The sequence below is a fragment of the Rhizobium moroccans genome (assembly GCF_057559155.1).
The window spans coordinates 114297-138552 of the sequence record NZ_JBHFJG010000041.1 but is presented as its reverse complement, the minus strand read 5'-3'; the positions used below and the strand labels follow the sequence as shown (position 1 = coordinate 138552).

24 protein-coding genes are annotated in these 24256 nt (G+C 62.3%); 17 read left to right on the top strand and 7 right to left on the bottom strand.

What is annotated here, in order from left to right; genetic code table 11:
- The first annotated feature begins 81 nt into the window (after positions 1–81).
- Together ACE04I_RS19915 and ACE04I_RS19910 are read left to right on the top strand one after the other, a co-directional pair.
- A complete protein-coding gene (locus ACE04I_RS19915; protein WP_046795087.1) occupies positions 82–885 on the top strand; it encodes a potassium channel family protein in 804 nt (267 codons plus the stop codon).
- Between the two features lie 97 nt (positions 886–982).
- The gene (locus ACE04I_RS19910; RefSeq protein WP_046794718.1) at positions 983–1999 is read left to right on the top strand and encodes a serine hydrolase domain-containing protein; all 1017 of its coding nucleotides are present in this window, start codon (positions 983–985) and stop codon (positions 1997–1999) included.
- Positions 2000–2383: 384 nt separating this feature from the next.
- Here the strand turns inward: ACE04I_RS19910 and ACE04I_RS19905 are convergent, their stop codons facing one another.
- From ACE04I_RS19905 to ACE04I_RS19895, 3 genes are all read right to left on the bottom strand, one after another.
- Positions 2384–3370: a WD40 repeat domain-containing protein gene (locus tag ACE04I_RS19905; protein ID WP_046794717.1), complete on the bottom strand. Its 987-nt coding sequence runs from the start codon at positions 3368–3370 to the stop codon at positions 2384–2386.
- A gap of 178 nt (positions 3371–3548) precedes the next feature.
- Positions 3549–4649, bottom strand: coding sequence for a CobW family GTP-binding protein (locus tag ACE04I_RS19900; protein WP_046794716.1), 1101 nt, complete (start codon positions 4647–4649; stop codon positions 3549–3551).
- A 134-nt stretch (positions 4650–4783) separates the two neighbouring features.
- The gene (locus ACE04I_RS19895; protein WP_046794715.1) at positions 4784–5677 is read right to left on the bottom strand and encodes a LysR family transcriptional regulator; all 894 of its coding nucleotides are present in this window, start codon (positions 5675–5677) and stop codon (positions 4784–4786) included.
- Between the two features lie 108 nt (positions 5678–5785).
- Between ACE04I_RS19895 and ACE04I_RS19890 the strand changes: the two genes are divergently transcribed.
- A complete protein-coding gene (locus ACE04I_RS19890; RefSeq protein ID WP_046794714.1) occupies positions 5786–6688 on the top strand; it encodes an NmrA family NAD(P)-binding protein in 903 nt (300 codons plus the stop codon).
- Complete coding sequence (locus ACE04I_RS19885) at positions 6681–6944, top strand: DUF2798 domain-containing protein (RefSeq protein ID WP_046794713.1); 264 nt, start codon at positions 6681–6683, stop codon at positions 6942–6944. Before ACE04I_RS19890 ends, ACE04I_RS19885 begins: the two co-directional genes overlap by 8 nt.
- A gap of 23 nt (positions 6945–6967) precedes the next feature.
- Here ACE04I_RS19885 and ACE04I_RS19880 read toward each other — a convergent pair whose 3' ends face one another.
- Positions 6968–7759 carry a creatininase family protein gene (locus ACE04I_RS19880; RefSeq protein WP_046794712.1) on the bottom strand — a complete coding sequence of 264 codons (792 nt, stop codon included), beginning with the start codon at positions 7757–7759 and terminating at the stop codon, positions 6968–6970.
- An 85-nt stretch (positions 7760–7844) separates the two neighbouring features.
- Between ACE04I_RS19880 and ACE04I_RS19875 the strand changes: the two genes are divergently transcribed.
- From ACE04I_RS19875 to ACE04I_RS19865, 3 genes are all read left to right on the top strand, one after another.
- Positions 7845–8339 (top strand): MarR family winged helix-turn-helix transcriptional regulator, encoded by a 495-nt coding sequence (locus ACE04I_RS19875; RefSeq protein ID WP_046794711.1) that lies wholly within the window; start codon positions 7845–7847, stop codon positions 8337–8339.
- A 110-nt stretch (positions 8340–8449) separates the two neighbouring features.
- Positions 8450–9472, top strand: coding sequence for a LacI family DNA-binding transcriptional regulator (locus ACE04I_RS19870; RefSeq protein ID WP_046794710.1), 1023 nt, complete (start codon positions 8450–8452; stop codon positions 9470–9472).
- Positions 9473–9499: 27 nt separating this feature from the next.
- On the top strand, positions 9500–10465 hold the full coding sequence (locus ACE04I_RS19865) for a 2-hydroxyacid dehydrogenase (protein ID WP_046794709.1): 966 nt from the start codon (positions 9500–9502) through the stop codon (positions 10463–10465).
- On the opposite strand, the gene ACE04I_RS19860 is transcribed toward ACE04I_RS19865, so the two are convergent.
- Positions 10428–11222, bottom strand: a complete 795-nt coding sequence (locus ACE04I_RS19860) for a gamma-glutamyl-gamma-aminobutyrate hydrolase family protein (protein WP_046794708.1) — start codon at positions 11220–11222, stop codon at positions 10428–10430. The two genes, ACE04I_RS19865 and ACE04I_RS19860, sit on opposite strands and share 38 nt — an antisense overlap.
- Before the next feature lie 306 nt (positions 11223–11528).
- Between ACE04I_RS19860 and ACE04I_RS19855 the strand changes: the two genes are divergently transcribed.
- Entirely contained in the window at positions 11529–12635 is a 1107-nt protein-coding gene (locus ACE04I_RS19855; protein ID WP_046794707.1) for a TRAP transporter substrate-binding protein, read from the top strand.
- A gap of 401 nt (positions 12636–13036) precedes the next feature.
- Here the strand turns inward: ACE04I_RS19855 and ACE04I_RS19850 are convergent, their stop codons facing one another.
- Positions 13037–14542: a TRAP transporter large permease gene (locus ACE04I_RS19850; RefSeq protein ID WP_487207538.1), complete on the bottom strand. Its 1506-nt coding sequence runs from the start codon at positions 14540–14542 to the stop codon at positions 13037–13039.
- Positions 14543–14571: 29 nt separating this feature from the next.
- A complete protein-coding gene (locus ACE04I_RS19845) occupies positions 14572–15111 on the bottom strand; it encodes a TRAP transporter small permease subunit (RefSeq protein WP_046794705.1) in 540 nt (179 codons plus the stop codon).
- Between the two features lie 288 nt (positions 15112–15399).
- Here ACE04I_RS19845 and ACE04I_RS19840 point away from each other — a divergent pair, with 288 nt between their 5' ends.
- From ACE04I_RS19840 to ACE04I_RS19800, 9 genes are all read left to right on the top strand, one after another.
- Entirely contained in the window at positions 15400–17736 is a 2337-nt protein-coding gene (locus ACE04I_RS19840) for a putative bifunctional diguanylate cyclase/phosphodiesterase (RefSeq protein WP_137326806.1), read from the top strand.
- 164 nt (positions 17737–17900) lie between these two features.
- Positions 17901–18659 carry an N-acyl amino acid synthase FeeM domain-containing protein gene (locus ACE04I_RS19835; protein WP_046794704.1) on the top strand — a complete coding sequence of 253 codons (759 nt, stop codon included), beginning with the start codon at positions 17901–17903 and terminating at the stop codon, positions 18657–18659.
- A 215-nt stretch (positions 18660–18874) separates the two neighbouring features.
- A complete protein-coding gene (locus ACE04I_RS19830) occupies positions 18875–19099 on the top strand; it encodes an aa3-type cytochrome c oxidase subunit IV (protein WP_046794703.1) in 225 nt (74 codons plus the stop codon).
- An 84-nt stretch (positions 19100–19183) separates the two neighbouring features.
- The gene (locus ACE04I_RS19825; protein WP_046794702.1) at positions 19184–20488 is read left to right on the top strand and encodes a Re/Si-specific NAD(P)(+) transhydrogenase subunit alpha; all 1305 of its coding nucleotides are present in this window, start codon (positions 19184–19186) and stop codon (positions 20486–20488) included.
- Positions 20488–20907, top strand: coding sequence for an NAD(P) transhydrogenase subunit alpha part 2 (locus ACE04I_RS19820; protein WP_046794701.1), 420 nt, complete (start codon positions 20488–20490; stop codon positions 20905–20907). Before ACE04I_RS19825 ends, ACE04I_RS19820 begins: the two co-directional genes overlap by 1 nt.
- A gap of 16 nt (positions 20908–20923) precedes the next feature.
- On the top strand, positions 20924–22324 hold the full coding sequence (locus tag ACE04I_RS19815) for an NAD(P)(+) transhydrogenase (Re/Si-specific) subunit beta (protein ID WP_046794700.1): 1401 nt from the start codon (positions 20924–20926) through the stop codon (positions 22322–22324).
- A gap of 107 nt (positions 22325–22431) precedes the next feature.
- A complete protein-coding gene (locus tag ACE04I_RS19810; protein WP_046794699.1) occupies positions 22432–22662 on the top strand; it encodes an AbrB/MazE/SpoVT family DNA-binding domain-containing protein in 231 nt (76 codons plus the stop codon).
- Positions 22652–23056: a PIN domain-containing protein gene (locus ACE04I_RS19805; protein WP_487207537.1), complete on the top strand. Its 405-nt coding sequence runs from the start codon at positions 22652–22654 to the stop codon at positions 23054–23056. Before ACE04I_RS19810 ends, ACE04I_RS19805 begins: the two co-directional genes overlap by 11 nt.
- A gap of 152 nt (positions 23057–23208) precedes the next feature.
- A complete protein-coding gene (locus tag ACE04I_RS19800) occupies positions 23209–24231 on the top strand; it encodes an LLM class flavin-dependent oxidoreductase (protein ID WP_046794697.1) in 1023 nt (340 codons plus the stop codon).
- Positions 24232–24256 lie beyond the last annotated feature (25 nt).

The following is a 24256-nucleotide window of genomic DNA, read 5'->3' as shown; positions in this document are numbered from 1 at the left end:
GGTTTGAAGGGCCGAGCAGTCGCAGGCTCGTGCGGTGGCAGCCCCGCTTGCCCGCTTTCGCGGGCAGCCTATATTGCGCTCATGGATACGACTTCCCCGCCGCGAGAGCCTGCCTCCTCCTACCTGAGATCATTGCGGCTTGCAGTGCAGCGCATCGAGCGGGGCCGCGATCGTAACGCCCTGCGGTGGCAGGCGTTGCTGGCCTTCATAGACCTCAGCATTCTCGTTTTCTTCATCATGGGGCCATACCTGCGGTCTGGCCCTTCCTACCTGATCATCGACTATATGATCGCGGCCTGGGTCGGCGCCGAACTCGCCGCGCGAGCGCTGGCTGCGCCCTCGCTCCGGGCCTTCTTCAGGAAGCCGATGACGTGGATCGACGGCGTGGTCCTTGCAACGCTGCTTTTCCCGGATGCGCTGTTCAACTTCGCATTCCTCAGGGTCATGCGGATCTGGTCGATCGGCAAGAGCCCGTTGCTGCGCGAGGGGCTGCGCCGCTACGGATGGCTCCATTTTCACGAAGTGGTGCGCGCGGTCCTCAATTTCCTCGTCTTCCTCTTCCTCGTCACCGGTTTCGTCTACACGACCTTCTTCTACGCCCGCGAGGGAGGGGAGGGTTTCGTGGATGCCCTCTACTTCACGGTCGCGACGATCACCACCACCGGGTTCGGCGATATCACGCTGCCCGGCACGCTCGGCAAGCTGACTTCGGTCGTCACGATGATCGTCGGCATATCGCTGTTCGTCCGGCTCGCCCAGACGATCGTGCGGCCCTACAAGGTGCATTTCCCCTGTCCGCAATGCGGGCTGCAGCGGCACGATGCCGACGCCGTGCATTGCAAGGCGTGCGGCCATCTTCTCAAGATTCCCGACGAGGGGGATTGAGGGCGGGGAGGCCGCAAGCCTTCACGCCCCATCATTTTGGCGTGAATCCGGCGGCTTGGCCATATTCCCGCGCGTTCTGCCGGCATAACGTGCCGCCATGATCACACGCCGCGCCACTCTCCTCTCCATGCCGTTTGTCCTGACAGCTGCGCGCGGCTTTGCGCAGGGCGTGCCGCAACCGCCGGTGACGCTCGATACGGTGCTCAGCGATGCTCAGGAGCTGGAGCCGCTGAAGGTCGTGCTGGTATCGCAGGATGGGACGATGACCGCCGAGCGGGCCTTTAACGGCCATGCGGCGGACGAGTCCACCAATATCAAATCGGCCTCGAAATCGATCATTTCCTGCTTTGTCGGGATTGCGATCGACCGCGGTTTGCTCGAAGGGCCGGACCAGAAGATCGCGCCGATCCTCGAGGCTTACCTGCCGGCGAACCCCGATCCGCGCATCCACGAGATCACCATCGGCAATCTGCTCTCCATGCAAGCGGGGCTTGCCCGCATGTCGGGGCCGAATTACGGGCGCTGGGTCGCAAGTTCCAACTGGGTGCGTTTCGCGCTGTCCGAGCCGTTCGAGGCAGCACCCGGCGGGGAGATGCTCTACTCGACCGCCTCCACGCATCTTCTCTCCGCCATTCTGACGCGGGTCGGCCGCAGCTCGACGCTGGCGCTGGCCCGCGAGTGGCTGGAGCCGGTGCCGGGCTTCCGCATCGGCGCCTGGGACCGCGATCCTCAGGGCATCTATCTCGGCGGCAACAACATGGCGATGACCGCCCGCTCGCTGCTTGCCTTCGGAGAGCTTTACCGCAATGGCGGCAGAACGCCTTCCGGCCGGCAGGTGGTCTCGCAAGGCTGGATCGATCAATCCTGGCAGGTGCGCACCCATTCCCGGTTTTCCGGCGACGGTTACGGCTATGGCTGGTTTCTGAGGAACATCGGCGGCGAGGAGGTGAGGTTCGGCTGGGGCTATGGCGGGCAGATGATCTACATCGTGCCCTCGCTCAAGCTGACCGTCGCCATGACCTCCGATGAAGATGGGCCCTCCGCCCGCAACGGCTATCGCGACGATCTGCACGGCCTCTTGGCGCAGATCATCGGCGTGGTGAAGACGGTTTGAGCGGGGATGATCCCGGTCGGTCCCCGTAGCGAAATCAACGAATTAGCGAAAAAATCACGCCGTTTCATCCCCGCCTACCGCCGTGGGGTTATGCTTTGCACGTCATCGGAAGGGAGCCGGGTCGCGAACCGGATGCCCAACGGCAAGCAAATCCGGCGCCGGTGATGGTTGTAAGGGCAGGGTGGCGCCGTCAGGGCGCTCCCCGCCGGAGGAGCGGGGTTTCGGAATTCGGACCCTCAGGAACCGCGCTCTCCGGACAAGCCCCGAACGATCGGGCAGGCAGAAACGCCTGACATCCATACTACCCGATACCCGCTGCCTGCCCATCCCGAATGAAACGAGCCGTGACGGAAACCTCCGCCGCGGGCATTCGTGTTGCCGCGTTCAGGCGGAAATGTCGATCACGCCGCAATCGCCGGCTTCCGAGGCGAAGGCCAGAAGCTTGCCGCTGGCGCTCCAGCCCATGCCGGTAATGGCGCCCTTGCCGGGGCGGCGCAGCAGGGCTTCCTTGCCATCTGCGATCCGCACGCCGAGGATCATGCCGTCCACGAAGCCGATCGCAAGCACTTCCTCGGCCGGGTGGAAGGCGACCTGGGTGACCATGATATCGGCGCGGGTGCCGAGTTCCAGCGGGGCCTTGCCCATAGGGCCATCCTTGCTGGCGAAGGGCCAGACGATCGCGGCCGGAGCGCCGGAAGAGGCGAGCCATTTACCCTTCGGCGACCAGGAAAGCGATTTCACCTTGGCGGGATAGCCGGTCATGCGCATGTGGCGATGCTCGCCCGGCTTGCCCTCGAGCTTCCAGCCGTGCAGGGCGTTTTCCTGCATCATGGTGACGAGGAACCGGCCGTCCGGCGAGAAGGTGACGCCGGTATGGGCGCCCTTCCAGTCGAGATCGGCGGCCGGCGCATTGGTGCCGACCCAGTGCAGCGAAACGCCGTTATAGCGGGCGGCGGCGATCCTCAGTCCCTTGGGCGCGAAGGCAAGGCCTTCCACGCTGCGCTCCTCGGTGAACTCCTTCACCGTGCCGTCCTTCTGGCGCACGAAGCTCGACTTGCCGTAGGCATAGGCGACCGCGCCCTGCGGGCCGCCGGCAAGGACGCTGATCCACTTGCGGGGGACATGGGCAAGCTCGTCCACGCTTCCGTCCGCGGCAATCCGCAGGACCTTTCCGTCCTCGCCGCCGGTCAGCAGAGTGGCGCTGTGGGGATCGCGCACGCAGGCGAGCAGGCCCTGATGGGCCTCCGTCACCTTCTCGCCGCCATCCAGCCGGTGGATGGTGCCGGCCGCGGTTGCGAAGAACGGAACGTCGCCGAGGAATTCGGCCGCGACGACGTGGCCTTCAAGATCGAGCGGTGCAACTGTGGGCATTATGCGGTGGGTCTCTTCAGGATAACAAGATTGTGCTTATTACACCCCCTCTGGCCTGCCGGCCATCTCCCCCACAAGAGGGGAGAGAATGTAGGGCGATGCCGCAGCTAAGCCCCTCCCCCTTGTGGGGAGGGGTTGGGGATGGGTAACCGCAAACGCCGCAAAAGGGCGCTCGCTATCAAGCCGTTGCCTGGCAGGCCAGGAAGCTCTTCTCGATCTTCTCGCGGTCAAGCTCGCGGCCGATGAAGACGAGCCGGCTTTCACGCTTTTCGCCTTCCTTCCAGGCGCGCTGGTGGTCGCCCTCGACGATCATATGCACGCCCTGCACGACATAGCGCTGCTCGTCGCCCTTGAAGGCGATGATGCCCTTGAGGCGCAGGATGTTCGGGCCTTCGGTCTGGGTGATCTTCTGGATCCAGGGGAAGAAGCGCTCGGGGTTCATCTCGCCGCCGCGCAGCGAGATCGACTTCACCGTCACGTCGTGGATCGGCGACATCTCGCCGTGGTGATGGTGGTGATCATGATCGTGATGATGGTGGTCGTGATCGTGGTGATGATGACCATGGTCGTGCCCGTGGTCATGGTCGCAATCCGGGCCGCAGACATGGTCCTCATGGCCATGCTCGAGGAAATGCGGATCGTTTTCCAGCGCGCGTTCGAGGTTGAAGGCGCCTTGGTCGAGCACGCGGGCGAGATCGACGCCGGAACGGCTCGTCTTGTAGATGCGGGCCGTCGGGTTGATGGCGCGAACGACATCCTCGACAACCGCCAGTTCTTCCGGGGTCACCAGATCGGTCTTGTTGACGAGAACGACGTCGGCGAAGGCGATCTGGTCCTCGGCCTCGCGGCTGTCCTTGAGGCGGAGCGGCAGGTGCTTGGCATCGACGAGCGCCACGACCGCATCGAGCTCGGTCTTGGAGCGAACGTCGTCGTCCATGAAGAAGGTCTGGGCGACAGGCACCGGGTCTGCAAGGCCGGTGGTCTCCACGATGATGCCGTCGAAGCGGCCGGGGCGGCGCATCAGGCCTTCCACCACGCGGATCAGGTCGCCGCGGACGGTACAGCAGACGCAGCCGTTGTTCATCTCGTAGATTTCCTCGTCGGATTCCACGATGAGGTCGTTGTCGATGCCGATCTCGCCGAACTCGTTGACGATGACCGCGTATTTCTTGCCGTGGCTTTCGGAAAGGATGCGATTGAGAAGCGTCGTCTTACCGGCGCCGAGATAGCCGGTGAGCACGGTAACGGGAACAGGCTTTTGAGTGGCTGTGTCGGTCATGGAAAACCTCGGGAGTGTGATGGCGTCTTAGGACGCGAAGGCCTAGTCGGCCTCATATAAGAGCAAGCCGGGGCGAGTTCAAAGGGTTTCATATGTTATAAGGTGACATCCAGCGACGGCGGGAAGGCAACCGGTCAAAGGCCGGTCAGCTTGAGGCGCGCCGACAGCAGATCCACGAAGGCGCGGACCTTTGCCGGAGGAAAGCGGTTCTCCTGCCAAAGCACATGGACTGGAACCGGCTTCGGCTCGAATTCCTCCAGAACCAGCTCGACCTTGCCGGCGTCGAGCAGATGCCGGACCTGCCATAGGGGAGAATATCCGATGCCGAGACCGTGGATGATCGCCGAATAGACGGCGGCAGTGGTATTGGCGCGAAACGGCCCGTTGACGGTGACCATGCGGGGCTTGCCGTCGATCAGGAACGACCATTGGCCGGATCGTGGCTCGACCGCCCTGACAATGCAGGAATGCTGCCGCAGGTCCGAAGGGTGGGCGGGGCGGCCGTGCTTCTCGAAATAGGAAGGGGCGGCGAAAACGACCCTTCGCAGCGTGCCCAGCCGCTTTCCCTGCAATCCCGAATCCGGCAGTTCGGAAATCCTCACCACCAGATCGAGACCTTCGGCCGAGAAATCGGTGAGCGCGTCGGAAAGCTGCAGGTCGACTTCGACGCCCGGATAGGCGCGCATGTATTCCGCGATGACAGGCACCAGGAATTTCGGGCCGAACTGGACCGGCGCGCCGATGCGAAGAACGCCGGACGGTTCGGAACGCCGATTGCTTGCCTCCAGCTCCGCCTCCCTGATTTCGGCCACCGCAGGCTTCACCCGCCTGTAGAAATCCTGTCCTGCCTCGCTTGCGCTGCATTGGCGCGTCGTGCGGTGGACGAGCTGCACGCCGACATCCGATTCGAGAGAGGCAAGCGAGCGGCTGACAGCCTGGAGCGACCGGCCAAGATGGTGGGCGGCATCGGTGAGGCTGCCTCTTTCAATGACCGCCACGAATGCCTCGATATCCGCAAGCCTGCTCATCCTATTATCTCGATTTTCGATAGTAAGAATGGATATTTACAGCGATTGTATCGATTTTAGCAACAACATATCTCGAAGGGTTCGAAAAACCAAATCGGGAGAAGCGCGATGCAATTGAGCAGTCCAACAATATTAGTGATCGGCGCGACGGGAAAATTCGCAAGCCTTGTCGTGCCCGCGCTTGCACGGCGCGGCGCATCTGTCCGCGCGTTTGTACGGGATGGCTCCCGTGGCGAAATCGCCATACGGATGGGGGCCATAGAGTTTGCGATCGGCGACCTGCGCGATGCCGACAGCCTTGCAAGGGCTATGACCGGCGTCGATGGTGTCTTTCATATCGGCCCCGCCTTTGCTGTCGATGAGGCCGCCATGGGCGTGGCGGCGGTCGAAGCGGCGGAGCGTGCCGGTGTGCGGAAATTCGTTTTCTCATCCGTCATCCAGCCGACGAATGCCCGGCTGGAGAACCATGCCAGCAAGATCCCCGTGGAGGAGGCACTTTATTCCTCAAGGTTGGAATATACGATCCTGCATCCGGCAAACCTCATGCAGAATATCGGGCTTGCATGGCCGGCGATCCTGAAATCCGGGTGCTTTGCGGAACCGTTTCCCGGCAAGGCGAAAATCGCACGTGTTGATTACCGCGATGTCGCGGAGGTGGCGGCGATCGCGCTTACCGGAGAGAAGCTTGCCTATGCAACGCTTGAACTCAGCGCGGGCATGTATAGCCGCGACGAGATCGCCTCCGTCATGACCAAGGAACTCGGTCGGCCGATCAAGGCGGCGGCCCCGAGCTTTGAGGAATGGGTTGCGGCGGCGCAGCTTCCTTATGACGAGCGGGGAATGCGCCTGCTCGCCAGGGTTTTTGAGCATTACGGGAAATACGGGCTCGGCGGAAACAGCCTGTCGCTTGCTGCGGCTCTCGGGCGGCCGCCTCGCTCTCTTCCTGAATATATCCAAGGACTGGCGCAGGGCGAGGGCAATACTTCAGCGGAGGAGCGGAATCATGGCTGAGATCAGGAAAAGCCCGCAGTCGAGAAAGCTACCCGCGTCATACGCTCCCTTCGTGATGCCGCTAGTGCTTTCGGTCTTCATGTCGGCCATCGTTTCGGCGGTGGCGACAGTGATGAGCGTGGGGATCGGCAACCCATTCCTTGCCAATTGGCCCGGCGCCTGGGGCATGTCCTGGCTCGTCGCCTTTCCCAGCCTGCTGATCGTGCTTCCCCTCGTGCGCCGCCTCGTTTCGACGATCGTTGAAACGCCTCGGTGACGAAGCGCGGCGATGCGGGGAACTCAGCCGAGCATCTCCGCATCAAACTTCGCGACATCCTCCAGCAGTTCCACGATGCCCCTGACCACGTGGGCGAGGATCGCCTCACCCTTTTCAGCGCTCGCGGCGGCGGCGTTGCCGGCGACGCCTTCAGCGTTGAGATCGCTCATCCTCCAGCCGAAGGCATGCGGGCCATAGGCGCGCAGATGCCGGAACTCACGGGCGAATTCCGATTGCCGCGAAGGGAAGTCCGCAGCTTTGGCCATGTCCATCTTGTCGGGGTGCAGCGCCAGCATCACCGAGGTTTCTATGTCGCCGCCATGGATGTCGATTGCCTTCTCTTCCGGTGTGATGATCCCTTCCGGCAGGCCGAAGCGGGTCCAGCTCGTCGCCACCGCCAGCATGCCGAAGCGCACCCGCGCTTCGGTCGCGACGATCGTCGTCAGGGGCGAGTTGCCGCCATGGGCGTTCAGCATCACGAATTTGCGGATGCCTTCACCGGAAAGCCGCTCGGCAATGCCGAGCCACCGCCCGACAGCCTCGTCGTAGGCAAGCGTCCTGGTGCCGGCCACGTCCATGTGCTCGATCGAGTAGCCGACGGGTTCGGCCGGCAGGAAGGTCGCAGGCAGGCCGGCCGGCAGAACCTCGATGACGCGGGCGACCAGACCCTCGGCAATCAGCGTGTCCGTTTCGAAGGGCAGGTGCGGTCCGTGCTGCTCATGCGCGCCGAGCGGCAGCACGGCGATCCAGTCCCGCCTGTCCACAGATGCGAGCTTCGGATCATTGTCGTGATAGCGCGGTAGTGGTTGAGGCATCTGGCGATGATTCCCAGGTTTGGTTATGGATAGGTGCGGCTTAGGATACAGCCACGCTCCAAGTGGACAAGGACGGTCGACGCAGATGAGCAAGAAGAAGGGCGACAAGAAAGCCAAAGGCGGCAAGAAAAAGGATCTGGCGGGCCTTGGCGCCGCCGATCTGGCGTCTGCGGTCACGCAGACGGCGCGTTCGATGCGCACGGCGCTCAGCCGCAGCCTTGCGGAAAGCGGTCTCTATGCCGGGCAGGATGGCGTGATCCTGACGCTTGCCGGAGAGGACGGCCTGACGCCGGGCCAGCTTGCACAGCGCCTCGGCGTGAAGGCTCCCACCATGACGCGCACCATCGGCCGCATGGAAGCCCAGGGCTTTCTCGAAAGGCGGGCGGACGGCACGGATGGGCGGCTCACCAAGGTGCACCTGACGCCTGCCGGCCGCGAAAGCGTCGAGCAGATCGGCCGCTCGGTCGCCGATTGCGGTTCGCTGGCGACCAAGGGGCTCTCGGACAAGGAGGTCCGCACGCTCCTCAAGCTCCTGCGAGCCGTGGACCAGAACCTTCTGCCGGCACTCGGGGACGATTGATTTCCCATCGGAAATCCCCTCTTGCGGGATTGCTGCGTCGAATTAAATTGTTTATTTAAACATTTAATCCGGCCGGCTACCGATCGGCTGTTCTGTCTCGGGGAGGGGGCGTGGCTCAGAAGATCAAGTTATCGACCATCGCGGAAAGCCTGGGGCTTTCGACCGCGACCATTTCGCTCGCGTTGCGCGACAGCCCGCTGGTTGCCGTCGACACCCGCGAGAAGATCAAGGAACAGGCCCGCGCGCTCGGCTATATCTACAATCGCCGCGCCGCCAGTCTCCGGACCTCCCGGTCGGGCATTATCGGCGTCGTGGTGCACGACATCATGAACCCGTTCTACGGGGAAATCCTCAAAGCCATCGAGATGGAGCTCGATCGCAGCCGGCACACCTTCATCCTTTCCAATCACTACGATTCCGTCGAAAAGCAGCGGACCTTCATCGAAACGCTGCTGCAGCTCGGCGGCGACGGTGTCATCATGTCGCCCGCGATCGGCACGCCGGTCGAGGATGCGACGCTGGCGGAGCAGAACGGCATGCCGGCGATCCTCGTTGCCCGCTCGATGGAAGGCGTCGACCTGCCAACCTATCGCGGCGACGATGCCTATGGAATTTCGCTCGCCACCAATCACCTGATCGGGCTGGGCCATCGCGTGATCGCCATGATCGGCGGCACGGACCAGACTTCGACCGGCCGCGACCGCTACCAGGGCTATGTGAATGCGCTTCGCAAGGCGGGGATCGAGGTCGATCCGAACCTGCGCATTCCCGGCCCGCGCTCCAAGCAGGGCGGGTTCGAAGCAGCGGTGCATTTCCTCTCGCTGCCGCAGAAGCCGACTGCCGCCGTCTGCTGGAACGATCTCGTGGCGATCGGGCTGATGAACGGCATCGCCCGCGCTGGCTTCGTGCCCGGCCAGGATATTTCGGTGACCGGTTACGACGATCTGGAGGAGGCCTCGATCGCCACGCCGGCGCTCACCACGGTTTCCAACGGCCAGGCGGAAGTCGGCAGGCTTGCGGCGCGCGCGCTGCTCGACCGCCTCGCAGGCAGCCACGAGCCGGACGGCCTCCATCTCATCAAGCCGGAGATGCGTATCCGCCAGTCGACTGGCGTCCATCGTCCGCGTTCCTAAGGTTCTTTTCACAAAGAGGTTTGCAGCATGTCGGAAAAGCTCGGTACCGTACTTGTGCCCGGTCGGATCAATCCACGTGTTCCGGAACAGCTTGCGCAGGTTTTCGAGGTGGTCACCGCCTCACAGGCGCCCTCCGCGGATATCGATCCCGCGGTGCTCGCCCGCATCCGCGGCGTGGCGCTTTCGGGCAAATTCGCAAACGAGTGGTTCGACCTCCTGCCCAATCTTCAGGTCATCGCCAATTTCGGCGTGGGATATGACGGCGTCGATACGGCCAAGGCCGCCGAACGCGGTATCGTGGTGACGAACACGCCGGACGTGCTGAACGATGAGGTGGCGGATACCGCCATCGCGCTCCTGCTTAACACGGTGCGCCGCCTGCCGCAGGCGGAGACCTGGCTGCGCGAGGGGCGCTGGAAGAGCGAAGGGCCGTTTCCGCTCGTGCCGCTGTCCCTCAAGGGGCGGCATGTCGGCATCGTCGGGCTCGGCCGCATCGGGCGCGAGATCGCAAGCCGGCTGGAGCCATTCAAGGTCAGGATCGGCTATCACACCCGCACGCCGCGCGAGGGGCTGCCCTATACCCACTATGCCTCATTGAAGGCGATGGCCGAGGAGGTCGATACGCTGATCTCCGTCCTGCCGGGCACTGCCGAGACGCACAGGATCTTCAATGCCGAGATCTTCTCCGCCCTCGGTCCCGAAGGCGTCTTCATCAATGTCGGGCGCGGCACCAGCGTGGACGAGGATGCGCTGATCGCGGCCCTGCGCAGCGGCACGATCGCCGGAGCCGGGCTCGATGTCTTCTACGACGAACCCAATGCGCCGGCTGAATTGCTGGAGTTTCCGAATGTCAGCCTGCTGCCGCATGTGGCGTCCGCCTCGGTGCCGACGCGCAATGCCATGGCGGATCTCGTCGTCAACAATCTGATCGGCTGGTTCCGCGAGGGGCAGGTGCTTACGCCGGTTCCGGAAACGCCGGTTCGGCGCGGGTAACCCGCGACCTGGAGGCGGCGAAGGCGCGCACCGCATCGCCGAAGGCCTCGAACAGGGCGCGGGAAGGCGCGTCCGTCTCGGCCCAGTATTCGGGATGCCACTGCACGCCGACGGCGAAATTCTTCGCATCGATCACGGAAACAGCCTCGATCGTGCCGTCCTCCGCCGTCGCCTCGACCTGCAGCCGCGGCGCGGTTTCGGCGATTGCCTGCCTATGCAGGGAATTGACCTGGATTTCGCCGGCGAGGCCCAGATGGCGGGCGATGCAGGAGCCTTCCTGCACGATCACCGGCTGGCGGATCGCATAGGCCTTGTCACGCTCCGGTACGTTGGGCTTGCGGTGATCCCATATGCCCGGCTGTTCCTGGATTTCGCTTGCCAGCGTGCCGCCGAGCGCGACGTTCAGTTCCTGTATGCCGCGGCAGATGGCGAGAAGCGGAATTCCGCGGTCGAGCGCCCGGCGGATGAGCGGCAGGGAGGTCGCATCGCGGGCCGGATCAAACGGGCCGTCGCCTTCCGCAGCGTCCTTTCCGTAAAGCGAAGGATGGACGTTGGTCGCCGATCCGGAGACGAGAACGCCATCCACCCGGTCGAGAATGGCATCGATCTCATTACCCTCTTCAAAGGCGGGAATGATGAAAGACATCGCGCCCGCGACCTTGAGTGCTGCCTGAACATACTGGTTCGGCGAGGCATGCCATATCGCGCCTTCGATTTCGCGGATATCGGCTGGAATGGCGATGATGGGTTTCGGCATGGAATTCTCCGGCACGGGGGCAGGCGGTTTGCGATCGGTTTGGTTGTCGCTCCGGAACCCGGCTCAAGTCAAGTTGGGCTCTTTCGGGCAGTTTCATCTTTCATGAGGAGCGAGCATTTTCTCCTTGAAATACCTCGTGAATTGACCACGGCGAGAGGCAGACCAAAGTATAACTCGGGAAGACGCCTGCAGTTCAAGGAATATTAGCACCACCGCTTGCAAGCCATTGTGCAACATGTTTACTTCGCCGCAGGACCGGGGGAAATGGGAACGGAACCCTCTGCAGTGTCCTATGGGAGGTAATTCATGGATCGTCGTGCATTTTTCAAGAAGGCAGCCGCAACGGGCGCGGGTGCCGCGGCTGCTACTGCGCTTGCTGCTCCTGCCATCGCGCAGGAGAACCCGAAGATCAACTGGCGTCTGACGTCTTCGTTCCCGAAGTCGCTCGACACGATTTTCGGCGGTGCGGAAGACATTACCAGGCATGTTTCGGAAGCGACCGGCGGCAATTTCACCATCCAGCCCTTCGCGGCGGGTGAGATCGTGCCCGGCCTGCAGGCGGCCGATGCGGTGAGTTCCGGCACGGTGGAGATGTGCCACACCTGCTCCTATTACTATGTCGGCAAGGATCCGACCTTCGCGATCGGCACCGCCATTCCCTTCGGCCTGAATGCCCGGCTCACCAATTCCTGGTTCTACGAGGGCAATGGCAACACGCTGCTCAACGAATTCTATGCCAAACACAATCTCTACGGCATGATCGCGGGCAATACAGGCGCGCAGATGGGCGGCTGGTTCCGCAAGGAAATCAATACGGTCGACGACTTCAAGGGCGTCAAGATGCGCATTGCCGGTATTGCCGGCCGCGTGCTGGAAAAGCTCGGCGCCGTGCCGCAGCAGATCGCCGGCGGGGATATCTATCCGGCGCTTGAAAAGGGCACGATCGACGCCGCCGAATGGGTCGGCCCCTATGACGATCACAAGCTCGGCTTCTACAAGGTGGCCAAGTATTATTACTATCCGGCCTTCTGGGAGGGCGGTCCGGTCATCCACGGCATGGTCAACCTGGACAAGTGGAACAGCCTGCCGAAGAACTATCAGGCAGCGCTCATCGATGCTTGCGCCTACGCCAACACCAACATGATGGCGAAGTACGACGCGAAGAACCCGATGGCGATCAAGCAGATCGTTGCCGAAGGTGCGGTGCTGCGGCCGTTCAGCCAGGAAATCCTGGAGGCCTGCTACAACGCATCCCTCGAGGTCTACAAGGAGATCTCGGCCTCGAATGAAACCTTCAAGAAGATCTACGAGGACCAGGTGGCTTTCAAGAAGGAAGGCTATCTCTGGATGCAGCTTTCGGAATACACTTTCGATACCTTCATGATGATCCAGCAGCGCAACGGCAAGCTCTAAGCGACTGTTGGAGATCAGCTTTCAATGAACCCCGGCTCGAAAGATCCGGGGTTTTTCGTTGTCCGACGCGCCTGGTTGTGCCAGCTCGACAACTGCAACCGTTTCTGTATTGTCGCAGGATCGAGAGCTAAAGCAGCGCGCTCCGCGACCAGCCGGAGCATCGGTGAAGACGGGCTTCACCGACTCAGGCAAGAGCCTTGCTCTCGAACTGGAGGTAGTGCGATGTGGAAACCACTGAGCATTACGCTGTGGGTTAGGAGAAATCGGACGGGCTGGTCAGTTTCCGTCCGATTCCAATTCCGAACTTAGTAGCAAACGGAGGGTAGGGTTGCCGCCCTGCCCTCCACTCCACTCCACGAATATAAGCCTTCACCTTGCAACTGACAAGCGATGCCTGATCCTCAAGGATTGATCTGTGGCGGCTCCCCGAAATTCGGCATGGCCGGCTGGCTGGGCGGCGCGGGCTGGCCGGGTGCTCCCTCCATCGGCGGCAGGCCGAAATTCGGCATCTGGTTTCCTCCACCGCCCGAGCCGAAGCCAGGGATCTCGATCTTGATCGTATTGAGGTCCACATCGGCCGCCTTATCCAGCCAGTAGGTCACAGACTCCGGCCAGAAAATGACGATCGCGACGAGGATGAGCTGCATGCCGAGCCACGGGATGGCGCCGAGATAGATATCCTTGGTCTTGACCGTCTTCGGGGCGATCGAGCGCAGGTAGAACAGCGCAAAGCCGAAAGGCGGATGCATGAAGCTCGTCTGCATGTTGATGCAGAGCAAGACGCCGAACCAGATCAGGTCGATGCCGAGCGATTGCGCGACGGGCGCCAGGAGCGGCAGCACGATGAAGGCGATCTCGAAGAAATCGAGGAAGAAGGCCAGGAAGAAGATGAAGATGTTGACGAAGATCAGGAAGCCGATCGCGCCGCCGGGCACGTGCGACAGCAGGTATTCGATCCAGTGACCGCCATCCATGCCCTGGAAGACGAGGCTGAAGCAGGTGGCGCCGACCAGGATGAAGACCACCATGGAGGTGATCGTCATGGTCGAGTGCATGCCCTGTCGGACGAGGTCCCAGGTGAGGCGACGGTGCAGAGCGGCCAGCACCATGGCGCCGACGACGCCGAGCGCGCCGGCTTCGGTCGGGGTCGCCAATCCCATGAAGATGGTGCCGAGCACGAGGAAGATCAGTACGATCGAGGGGATCATGCCCCACAGCACACGGGCAACGAGCGCCATGTTCAGCTCGCCGCGCGCTTCCGGCGGAAGGGGCGGCACGTCCTTCGGCCGGAAGATCGACAGGCCGAGGATGAAGAGCATGAAGATGACGACCTGCAGGATCGAGGGGCCGATCGCTCCGAGATACATGTCGCCGACCGAGCGGCCGAGCTGGTCGGCGAGCACGATCAGCACGAGAGAGGGCGGGATGACCTGGGTAATCGTTCCGGAGGCGGCGATGACGCCTGTGGCAAGCCGCGGGCTGTAGCCGTATTTCAGCATAATCGGCAGCGAGATCACGCCCATGGTGATGACGGATGCCGCGACAGTGCCGGTGATCGCCCCGAGGATGGCGCCGACCAGGATCACCGCATAGGCGAGGCCGCCCGGAATGGCGCCGAAGAGCTTGCCGGTTCCTTCCAGCAGGTCCTCGGCGAGACCGCAGCGCTCGAGTATCGCGCCCATGAAGGTGAAGAAGGGGATGGCGAGCAGGAGGTCGTTGGAGACGATGCCGAAGATGCGCAGCGGAAGCGCCTGCAGGAAGGCGAATTCGAAGTGGCCGGTGGCGATGCCGAGCAGGCCGAAGAAGAGGCCGACGGCCGATAGCGAGAAGGCGACCGGGAAGCCGTAGAGCATGAAGATGATCATGCCCAGGAACATTGCCGGCGGCATTATGCCGTATTCGAACATGCGCGCTTATTCCCCCCGAAGCATTGATTTTATTGAAGCGGCTTTTCGTAGGTGGTGTCGACCCGGAGCAGGCCTCTCAGGCCGGCGATCCGCTTCACCAGTTCCGAGAGCCCCTGAAGCGCGAGCAGGGCAAAACCGGAGACGATGATGAGCTTGACTGGCCAGCGTATGAGGCCGCCGGCGTTCGACGACATCTCGCCCTGGGCATAGGAAACGGTGAAGAAGGGCCAGGACAGCCAGGCGAGATAGAGGCAGGCGGGGATCAGGAAGATGACGAGGCCGAGAATGTCGATCCAAAGCCGGACGCGGTCGGAGACTGCGCCGTAGATGAGGTCGACGCGCACATGTTCATTGAGTCTCAGCGTGTGAGAGGCGCCGAGAAGCACGATGAACGCGAACAAATACCATTGTATTTCGAGCCAGCCGTTCGAACTATAGTTGAAAAGATAGCGAACGCAGGCGTTGCCGGCGCTGATCATGCAGCAGGCCAGAACGAGGTATCCCGAAAACCTTCCGATGACCTCACTGACGCGATCGATCAGAGCACTGAACTTCAGAAGTGCCGACATATGCTCCCATTCTCCCGGCGGCTCCTTTTTCTCCCGACCGCCTTGGAGGCGATGTAAACCAACGCTTCTGAAAAGAAAAGCGGTTATTGGCGGGGTGTTTTCAGGTTCTACACGGCTGATCGTCCAGTGCCGCTTGCCTTACATCGTGGAGAGAGCTTTAAAGTTTACCGATTTCATTGAAAGTTTGTTAAGCATATTCCGGCGAACCCCTAGATCGCTATGGGGAAAAATCAGGCCCGACAAGCAAATTTTAAAGTGTTTTCTTCACTGTTCGCCGCGGAATTAGGGATGAGCCCGATGAAGCAGATGGAAGCGAAGACGTTGCCGACAGATGTCTATCTGTCGTTCGTCAGTTCGCTGTTCGGAAATCGCGGTACGCTTGTGACCGGCGTGGTCGTCCATGTCGTCTGGTGCTTCATCGTATTCAGCAGTACCGGTTCCGTATTCTATCTTGCCATGGCCGCAAGTTTCATGGCGGTCTTCGCCTACCGCATGGTCGGCTTTGCGAAATTCGACAAGATGGACAAGCAATCCTTGTCTCGCCGGGAGATCGCCAAGGTCGAATGCGGTTATGTCGTCGGGGCGGCATTGACCGCCCTCTTGCTCGGCATCGCCAGCGGCTATGCGCTGCTCGTTCTTCAGAACACGTTCGCCGCCTTCACCTGTATTGCGATGACGCTGGGTTCCATGATGTCGATCGTGGGGCGCAATTACGGTTCGCGCCATGCCGTCGATTACCAGACGATGGCATGCTGTCTGCCGATCATGGGCGCCTGCCTTCTCTCGGGCCAGCTGCATTTGGCGCTGATGTCGCTGCTGCTCATTCCCTTCGGTCTGACGACGCGCTCCATGGCCATGGGCGTTCGGGACTTCCTTTATGAGAACGTCATTGCGACCCGCGACATCACGGTCATAGCCGGGCGCTTCGATACCGCTCTCAAGACCATGGCGCATGGCCTGGTCATGCTCGACGGCGATGGCAAGATCGAAGTGATCAACCGCCAGGCGCGCGACCTTCTCCATCTCGATCCGGTCGCCGAGGTGAAGGATCGCGATCTGGTGACGGTGCTGCAGCGGGAGGCAGCCGTTGCGCCGTCCGAGGCCATCATGTGGCAGGTGGCGCGTCTTGCCGAGGGAGCGCAGCGCCGTGCGCTGCTGCAGTTCGGTGACGGCCGCCATCTGGAATTCTCCGCCAGCCATCGCTCCGATGGCGGCGTCGTTCTCATCTTCGAGGATGTGAGCGCGCGCGTGGCGACCGAGGAGAAGATCCTGCACATGGTCCGTTTCGACGCGCTGACGGCCCTGCCGAACCGCGGTTACTTCAGCGAACTGGCAACCGGAAAACTCCAGACCATTGATGAAAACGCTCTTGCGGCCCTCCTCGTTCTCGATGTCGACGGGTTCAAGCATGTCAACGACATGCGCGGCCACGTGGTGGGCGACCGGCTGCTGGCCTTCATCGGCATGCGCATGGCGGCACTTGCAGGAGACGACGTCGTGGCGGGCCGTCTCATCGGCGACGAGTTCGTGCTGTTGATCATGGGGGGCGCCGATCGCGCCGCCCTCGAGCAGCGCATCAGGGACCTCCATGCCAGGATCCAGGGAAGTTATCCGATCGGAGACCTGCGCCTCACCGTGTCGATGAACGGCGGCTGCGTCATCGATGGAGCCGGCGGCTTCGATATGGAGAACTGGCAGATCAGGGCCGACCTTGCCCTCAACGATGCGAAATCCAGGGGCAACGGAACGCTCACGTTCTTCCGCGAGGAGATGGATGCCCGCTATGTCGAGGAGCAGAAGCTCAGGGCCGATCTGCGTCAGGCGATCGAGGATCGCGGCCTCTACGTCGTCTATCAGCCGATGTACCGGCCGGATGGTTCGCAGGTCGAATGCTTCGAGGCGCTGGTCCGCTGGAAGCATCCCGAGAAAGGGCTGATTGGCCCGAACGTCTTCATTCCGCTGGCCGAGGACATGGCGCTCGTCTCGCAGATCACGCGGTTCGTCATCGAGCAGGCCTGCCGCGATTGCGCCTCCTGGAAGAGGCCGATACCGGTCTCCGTCAATCTTTCGATACACGATCTGCAGAATTCCGATCTCGTCGCCTATGCGGCGGATGTGCTCTCGAAATACGGGCTGGAGCCTTCGAGGCTTCACTTGGAGGTGACCGAGAGCTGCTTCATGAACGAGCCGGTTGCCGTCAGCGCCATACTCAACCTTTTCCGGGCGAAGGGCGTCACGATCGCGATCGACGACTTCGGAACGGGTTTTTCCAGCCTCAGCTATCTGCATTCCCTGCCGCTGGATATCGTCAAGATCGACCGCGCCTTCGTGAAGGACATCGAAGGAGAGCCGCGGCATCTGAAGCTCTTGAGCGGCATCGTCCACCTGTCGCGCGAACTCGGCTTGAAGGTCGTCCTCGAGGGGGTGGAGACGGAAGGGCAGCTCGCGCTGATCAACCAGCACGATTTTGCCGATCTGGTGCAGGGATATGTCTTTTCGCCGCCCGTTCCTGCCGATGCGATCGAGGAAATTGCCTCGAAGCCGGGCTCTCCCGCCAAATCCGCAGGCACCGCCCGGCGTAGCCGCAAAGGGTCTCAAACCCGCACTCTAAGCACCATCGGCTGAGTGCCGATTGATCCTAGTATCCTGGCGCAATCCAGGGTTTTGGGCCGGGGTGGCCTTCGCTGTTAACCATAACACTTAAAATTCTATTAAACTTTGCCTTTGGTGCATTGCGGTAGGCGCGCTGTGTAGGGTTAATTCTTGGTAAACAGCCAAGGATTGCCAAGATGTGGATAGATCAAAACAGCACAGATGGAAGTTTCTCGTCCAGACTTCTGGAGACCCTTGACCATATCGAATATCGCCGAATCCAAAGTAACGAGGATTTCGAAGATATAGCCCGGCTCCGTTACAAGGCCTACAAGGCGCATAACGTGCTGCCGGTCGCGGCGCGCAGCATGCTGGACGAAACAGACTTCGACAGCCACGCCTATGTCTTCGGTGTTTACTATTACGAAGAACTCGTCAGCACGTTGCGGGTCCATTACGTGACGCCGGAACATCGGGTCAGCCAGTCGAGCGGCATTTTTCCCGATGCGATCAATGCCTTCCTCGATGCCGGCCTGACCCTGATCGACCCGGCCCGGTTCGCCATCGACGCCGAGTTTGCGAACGAGCGCTCGACCTTGCCCTATCTCACCGTCAGACCGACCATCATGGCGGCCATCCATTTCGATGCGGATCGCATGCTGCAGCATATCCGGCCGGCGCATGCCGCATTCTACAAACGGTTCTTCTACGCGGATACCGTCGTGCCGCCCACCATGACCAAGACCTACGGCTTCGACCTGACCTTGCTTGCCTCGCGGACGCGGGAGATACGCAAGAAGCTGATGCGGCGCTTCCCCGTTTTCCAATCGGAAGCATATGAGCGCCGGATGATGTTCGAGCGGTCCTCGCGCTTCGATCTCGCGCCGCTCACCATCCTGCCGACCGCACGGCGCGCTGTGCGTCCGGGTTCGCCCGAGATGGCCTACGTGGCCTGACGTCGCAGGCGGTGACCCTGACGCGCAGGCAGCGGCGAAGCGTACCGATGTGGGGCCGAGGTGGCATTGCGCTTTGCGGCGGCTTTGTGTAAGGCCAGAACGGGCGTTCCGTCCTGTCCGAGGGCAGGATTCGGAACGGTAGCGAGGGTTTCTCCGCCCGCAAGAGCCGCCCTTTCCGCGGCTTGGCGGAGCGGTTGTCTGAAGGAGACGGATTGATGGACGATCATCACAGCGGACCGGTGGAAACGGGCGCGCCGATGAACTACGAGGAGCATGAGAGCACCTACGACCTGTTCATTGCAGGCACCAAGTGGGGCACCATGATGCTCGTCGTGCTGCTGATCGCCATGGCGGCGGGCTTCTTCACGGCGGCCGGCTTCCTCGGCGCCACCATCCTCTTCATCATCCTCAATATCGCCGGTTTCCTGCTGCTGCGCTGATCGCGCGGCAGGGGAGGCATGGGGGTAAGCGGACGGAGTGCTGCTCCGTCCCGAGGGGGATTCTGACCGGGAGGAGGCAGGTTCTTGCCAAAGGTGATATTTGTCGGCCGCGAAGGTCAGGAGGAGCGGCGTGTCGCCGTTTCAGCCGAAACGGTGAAACGGCTTGCGGGCCTCGGCTTTTCCATCGTGGTGGAAAGCGGAGCGGGGGTGGCGTCGGGTATTCCCGATGCCGAGTACGAAGCAGCGGGCGCGCGCATCGGGCGCTCCGCGGATGCCGGTTCGGCCGATATCGTGCTCAAGGTCAACCGGCCGACTTCGGCCGAAATCTCATCCTATAAATCCGGCGCGGCGGTCTTCGCCTGCATGGACCCCTATGGCAATGAGGCCGCGCTAGCCGAGATGGCCAGGGCGGGACTTTCCACCTTCGCCATGGAGCTGATGCCGCGCATCACCCGCGCGCAGTCCATGGACGTGCTCTCTAGCCAGGCGAACCTCGCCGGCTATCGCGCGGTGGTCGATGCGGCGCATGAATATGGCCGGGCCATGCCAATGATGATGACGGCTGCCGGCACGGTTCCCGCCGCAAAGGTCTTCGTCATGGGTGCCGGGGTCGCCGGCCTGCAGGCGATCGCCACCGCCCGCCGCCTAGGCGCGGTCGTTTCCGCAACCGATGTGCGCCCCGCCGCCAAGGAGCAGGTCGCCTCGCTCGGCGCGAAGTTCATCGCGGTCGAGGACGACGAGTTCAAGGCGGCCGAAACCGCGGCCGGCTATGCCAAGCCGATGTCGGAAGCCTATCAAGCGAAGCAGGCCGCGCTGGTGGCAGATCATATCGCCAAGCAGGACATCGTCATCACCACGGCGCTGATTCCCGGCCGGCCCGCACCCCGCCTCGTGACGCGCACCATGCTCTCCTCCATGAAGCCGGGCTCGGTCGCCGTCGATCTCGCCGTCGAGCGCGGCGGCAATATCGAGGGCTCGCAAAAGGGCGGGATCGCAACGGTCGAGGGCGTCACCGTCATCGGCTATGCGAATGTTTCCGGACGCGTCGCCGCCTCCGCCTCGGCGCTCTATGCCCGCAACCTCTTCGCCTTCCTGGAAACCTTCGTGGACAAGCAGACGAAGGAGTTTTCGATCAACGCCGAGGACGAACTCGTCAGGGCGACCCTGCTGACCCATGGCGGCAAGGTGGTGCATCCGACCTTCGAGGCGGCTGCCGCGGCATTTGCCGGGGAGCCCGCCATGCCGGCCAAGCCTAAGCCGGCCAAGCCCAAGAAAGCCGCGCCGAGCAAGTCCAAGCCTGTTTCGGCGGACGCCGCGCCGGTGGAAAAAGCCGTCCGGTCGCGCCGGAAACCGGCGAAAGACGATGCCGCGAAGAAGGAGGGGCTTTGATGGCGAATGAAATCATGAACAAGGCGCTGGAAGGTCTCGACCAGGCGGTTTCGGCTGTCAGGAGCGCTGCCGAGCAGGCCCCCGCCGTCGCCGATGCGGTCGGTGCCGCGGCGCACGGCGTTTCGGGCGGGGCGATCGATCCCTTCGTCTTCCGTCTGGCGATCTTCGTGCTGTCGATCTTCGTCGGCTACTACGTCGTCTGGTCGGTGACGCCGGCGTTGCATACGCCGCTGATGGCCGTCACCAACGCCATCTCCTCGGTCATCGTCGTCGGCGCGTTGCTGGCGGTCGGTGTTGCGGCGAGCGGGCTTGCCACCGGTTTCGGCTTCATCGCGCTGGTGCTCGTCTCGGTGAACATCTTCGGCGGCTTCCTGGTGACCAGCCGGATGCTTGCCATGTACAAGAAAAAAGATCGCTGAGGGGTTCTGAAGAAACATGTCGCAGAACCTCGCAGCCTTCCTCTATCTCGTCTCCGGCGTGCTGTTCATCATGGCGCTCCGCGGCCTTTCTCACCCGACCACCAGCCGCAAGGGCAATGTCTACGGCATGGTGGGCATGGGGATTGCCATCGGCACGACGCTGCTGCTGGCCACCCCGAGCTTCGGCGGCCTCCTGCTGATCGTGCTGGCGCTCGCCATCGGTGGCGGGGCAGGGGCCTATATCGCCCGCACCATTCCGATGACGGCGATGCCGCAGCTCGTCGCCGGCTTCCACTCGCTGGTCGGCTTTGCCGCCGTCATGGTGGCGGCCGCGGCTCTCTATGCGCCGGATTCCTTCGGTATCGGCGAAATCGGTGCGATCCACGGCCAGGCACTCATCGAACTGGCGCTCGGCGCGGCGATCGGCGCCATCACCTTCACCGGCTCAGTCATCGCCTTCCTGAAGCTCGACGGGCGCATGTCCGGCAAGCCGATCATGCTGCCTTACCGGCATTTCATCAATATCGGCCTCCTGGTGCTGATCGTCGTCTTCATGGTCGGTCTCGTGCAGACCGAAAGCCATTTCGATTTCTGGCTGGTGGTGCTTTTGGCGCTGATCCTCGGCGTGCTCATCATCGTTCCGATCGGCGGCGCCGACATGCCGGTCGTGGTGTCGATGCTGAACTCCTATTCCGGCTGGGCTGCTGCCGGCATCGGCTTCACGCTCGGCAACCTGGCGCTGATCATCACCGGCGCGCTGGTCGGCTCTTCGGGTGCGATCCTCTCCTACATCATGTGCAAGGGCATGAACCGCTCCTTCATCTCCGTCATCCTCGGTGGCTTCGGCACCGACAATGGCGGTGGCGCGGGGGCGGACAATTCCGACAAGACGGTGAAGCAGGGCTCGGCCGACGACGCGGCCTTCCTGATGCAGAACGCCGAAAAGGTCATCATCGTGCCGGGCTACGGCATGGCGGTGGCCCAGGCGCAGCACGCGCTCAGAGAGCTTGCCGATACGCTGAAGGAACACGGCGTCGAGGTGAAATATGCGATCCACCCGGTCGCCGGCCGCATGCCCGGCCACATGAACGTGCTGCTCGCGGAAGCGAACGTGCCTTATGACGAGGTCTTCGAGCTGGAAGACATCAATGCCGAGTTCGCGCAGGCCGACGTCGCCTATGTCATCGGCGCCAACGACGTGACCAATCCGGCGGCGCGCGACGACAAGACCTCGCCGATCTACGGCATGCCGATCCTCGATGTGGACAAGGCCAAGACCTGCCTCTTCGTCAAGCGCTCGCTCGGTTCCGGCTATGCCGGCATCGACAACACGCTGTTCTACAAGGACGGCACGATGATGCTGCTCGGCGACGCCAAGAAGATGACCGAGGACATCGTCAAGGCGATGAAGCATTGAGAGTAGCGAATAGCGAATAGCGAATAGAGCCCGGCAATGCCGGGCTTTTTCGTGGATGCAAGGCATGCTAGATATACGTTATCGAGAACGTTTATCCAGGTGGCGCCATGCAGGTTTCGAAATGGGGTAACAGTCTTGCCGTCCGCTTGCCCGCGTCGGTCGTGGAGGCGCTCGACCTCAAGGAAGGCGACGATATCCAGATCCGCGCGGTCGATACGCTGGAATTCGAGGTGGCACGCAAGCCGACCCGCCGGGAACTGCTCGAGCGGCTGAGAAAATTCCGTGGACGCCTGCCCGAGGATTTCGTGTTCGATCGCGAAGAGGCAAATGCCCGGTAATTTCCATGATACGAACGTTCTGATCTATCTCGCCTCGGGCGATCCCGCCAAGGCGGATGCCGCCGAACGGGCTGTGGCAATGGGCGGATCGATCAGCGTGCAGGTGCTGAACGAGTTCGCGCATGTCGCCCGGCGAAAGCTGGGGTTTTCATGGGACGAGGTCCAATCCTTTCTTGCGACGATTCGCGGAGTGCTTGATGTTCTGCCTCTCACGGCGGCCGTTCACGACGAGGGATTGCTATTGGCGGCGCGCTACCAGCTATCCGTATATGATGCGATGATCGTCGCTGCGGCTTTGTCCGGCGAATGCGACGTGCTGTTTTCCGAAGACCTTCAGGACGGTATGGCCATCAATGGGCTTACGGTCTTCAATCCGCTGAAGCGCTTCGCGTGATCGTGCAGTTTCCGCAGCCTCGTTCCGAGCCATCGTTCAGCATCGACGAACAATCCGTTTCGGCAAATGCGGTAGGGGCGGGCTAACGGATAGCCGCGGGACATGCCATGTAAGGGGCAACAATCCTTTCGCACACCCTTCCGGAGCGACCCATGAAAAAGATCGGTTTCCTTTCATTCGGGCATTGGACGCCCTCGCCGCAATCGCAGACGCGTTCGGCCTCCGACACCCTGCTTCAGTCGATCGACCTTGCCGTCGCGGCCGAGGAACTCGGGGCGGACGGCGCCTATTTCCGCGTCCACCACTTTGCAAGGCAGCTTGCCTCGCCCTTTCCGCTGCTGGCGGCGGTCGGTGCGAAGACGAGCCGCATCGAGATCGGCACGGCCGTCATCGACATGCGCTACGAAAACCCGCTCTACATGGCGGAAGATGCCGGCGCGGCGGACCTGATTGCCGGCGGACGCCTGCAGCTCGGCATCAGCCGAGGCTCTCCCGAGCAGGTGATCGACGGGTGGCGGTATTTCGGCTACCAGCCGGCCGAGGGGCAAAGCGACGCCGATATGGGCCGGCGGCATGGGGAGGTTTTCCTCGACGTGCTGCGCGGCGAGGGCTTCGCGCAACCCAATCCGCGGCCGATGTTTCCCAATCCTCCGGGACTGCTGCGTCTCGAGCCGTATTCTGAGGGTCTCAGGGACCGAATCTGGTGGGGTGCAAGCTCCAACGCCACGGCTGTCTGGGCCGCGAAGCTCGGCATGAACCTTCAGAGCTCGACGCTCAAGGACGACGAGACCGGCGAAGCCTTCCATATCCAGCAGGCGCAGCAGATCCGCGCCTATCGCGAGGCCTGGAAAGAGGCGGGACATGCGCGGACCCCGCGCGTTTCGGTCAGCCGCAGCATCTTCGCGCTGGTGGATGACCGGGACCGCGCCTATTTCGGCGGTGGCGGCAAGGAGGACGATTCGATCGGCTTCATCGATGCGAAGACGCGGGCGATCTTCGGTCGCAGCTATGCCGCAGAGCCGGATGTGCTGATCGAGCAGTTGAGGCAGGACGAGGCGATTGCCGAGGCCGATACGCTGCTCCTGACCGTGCCCAACCAGCTCGGCGTCGAGTACAACGCCCATGTCATCGAGGCGATCCTGAAGCATGTCGCGCCGGCTCTCGGCTGGCGCTGATCCGGGAAAATGTCGGGGGGGGGGG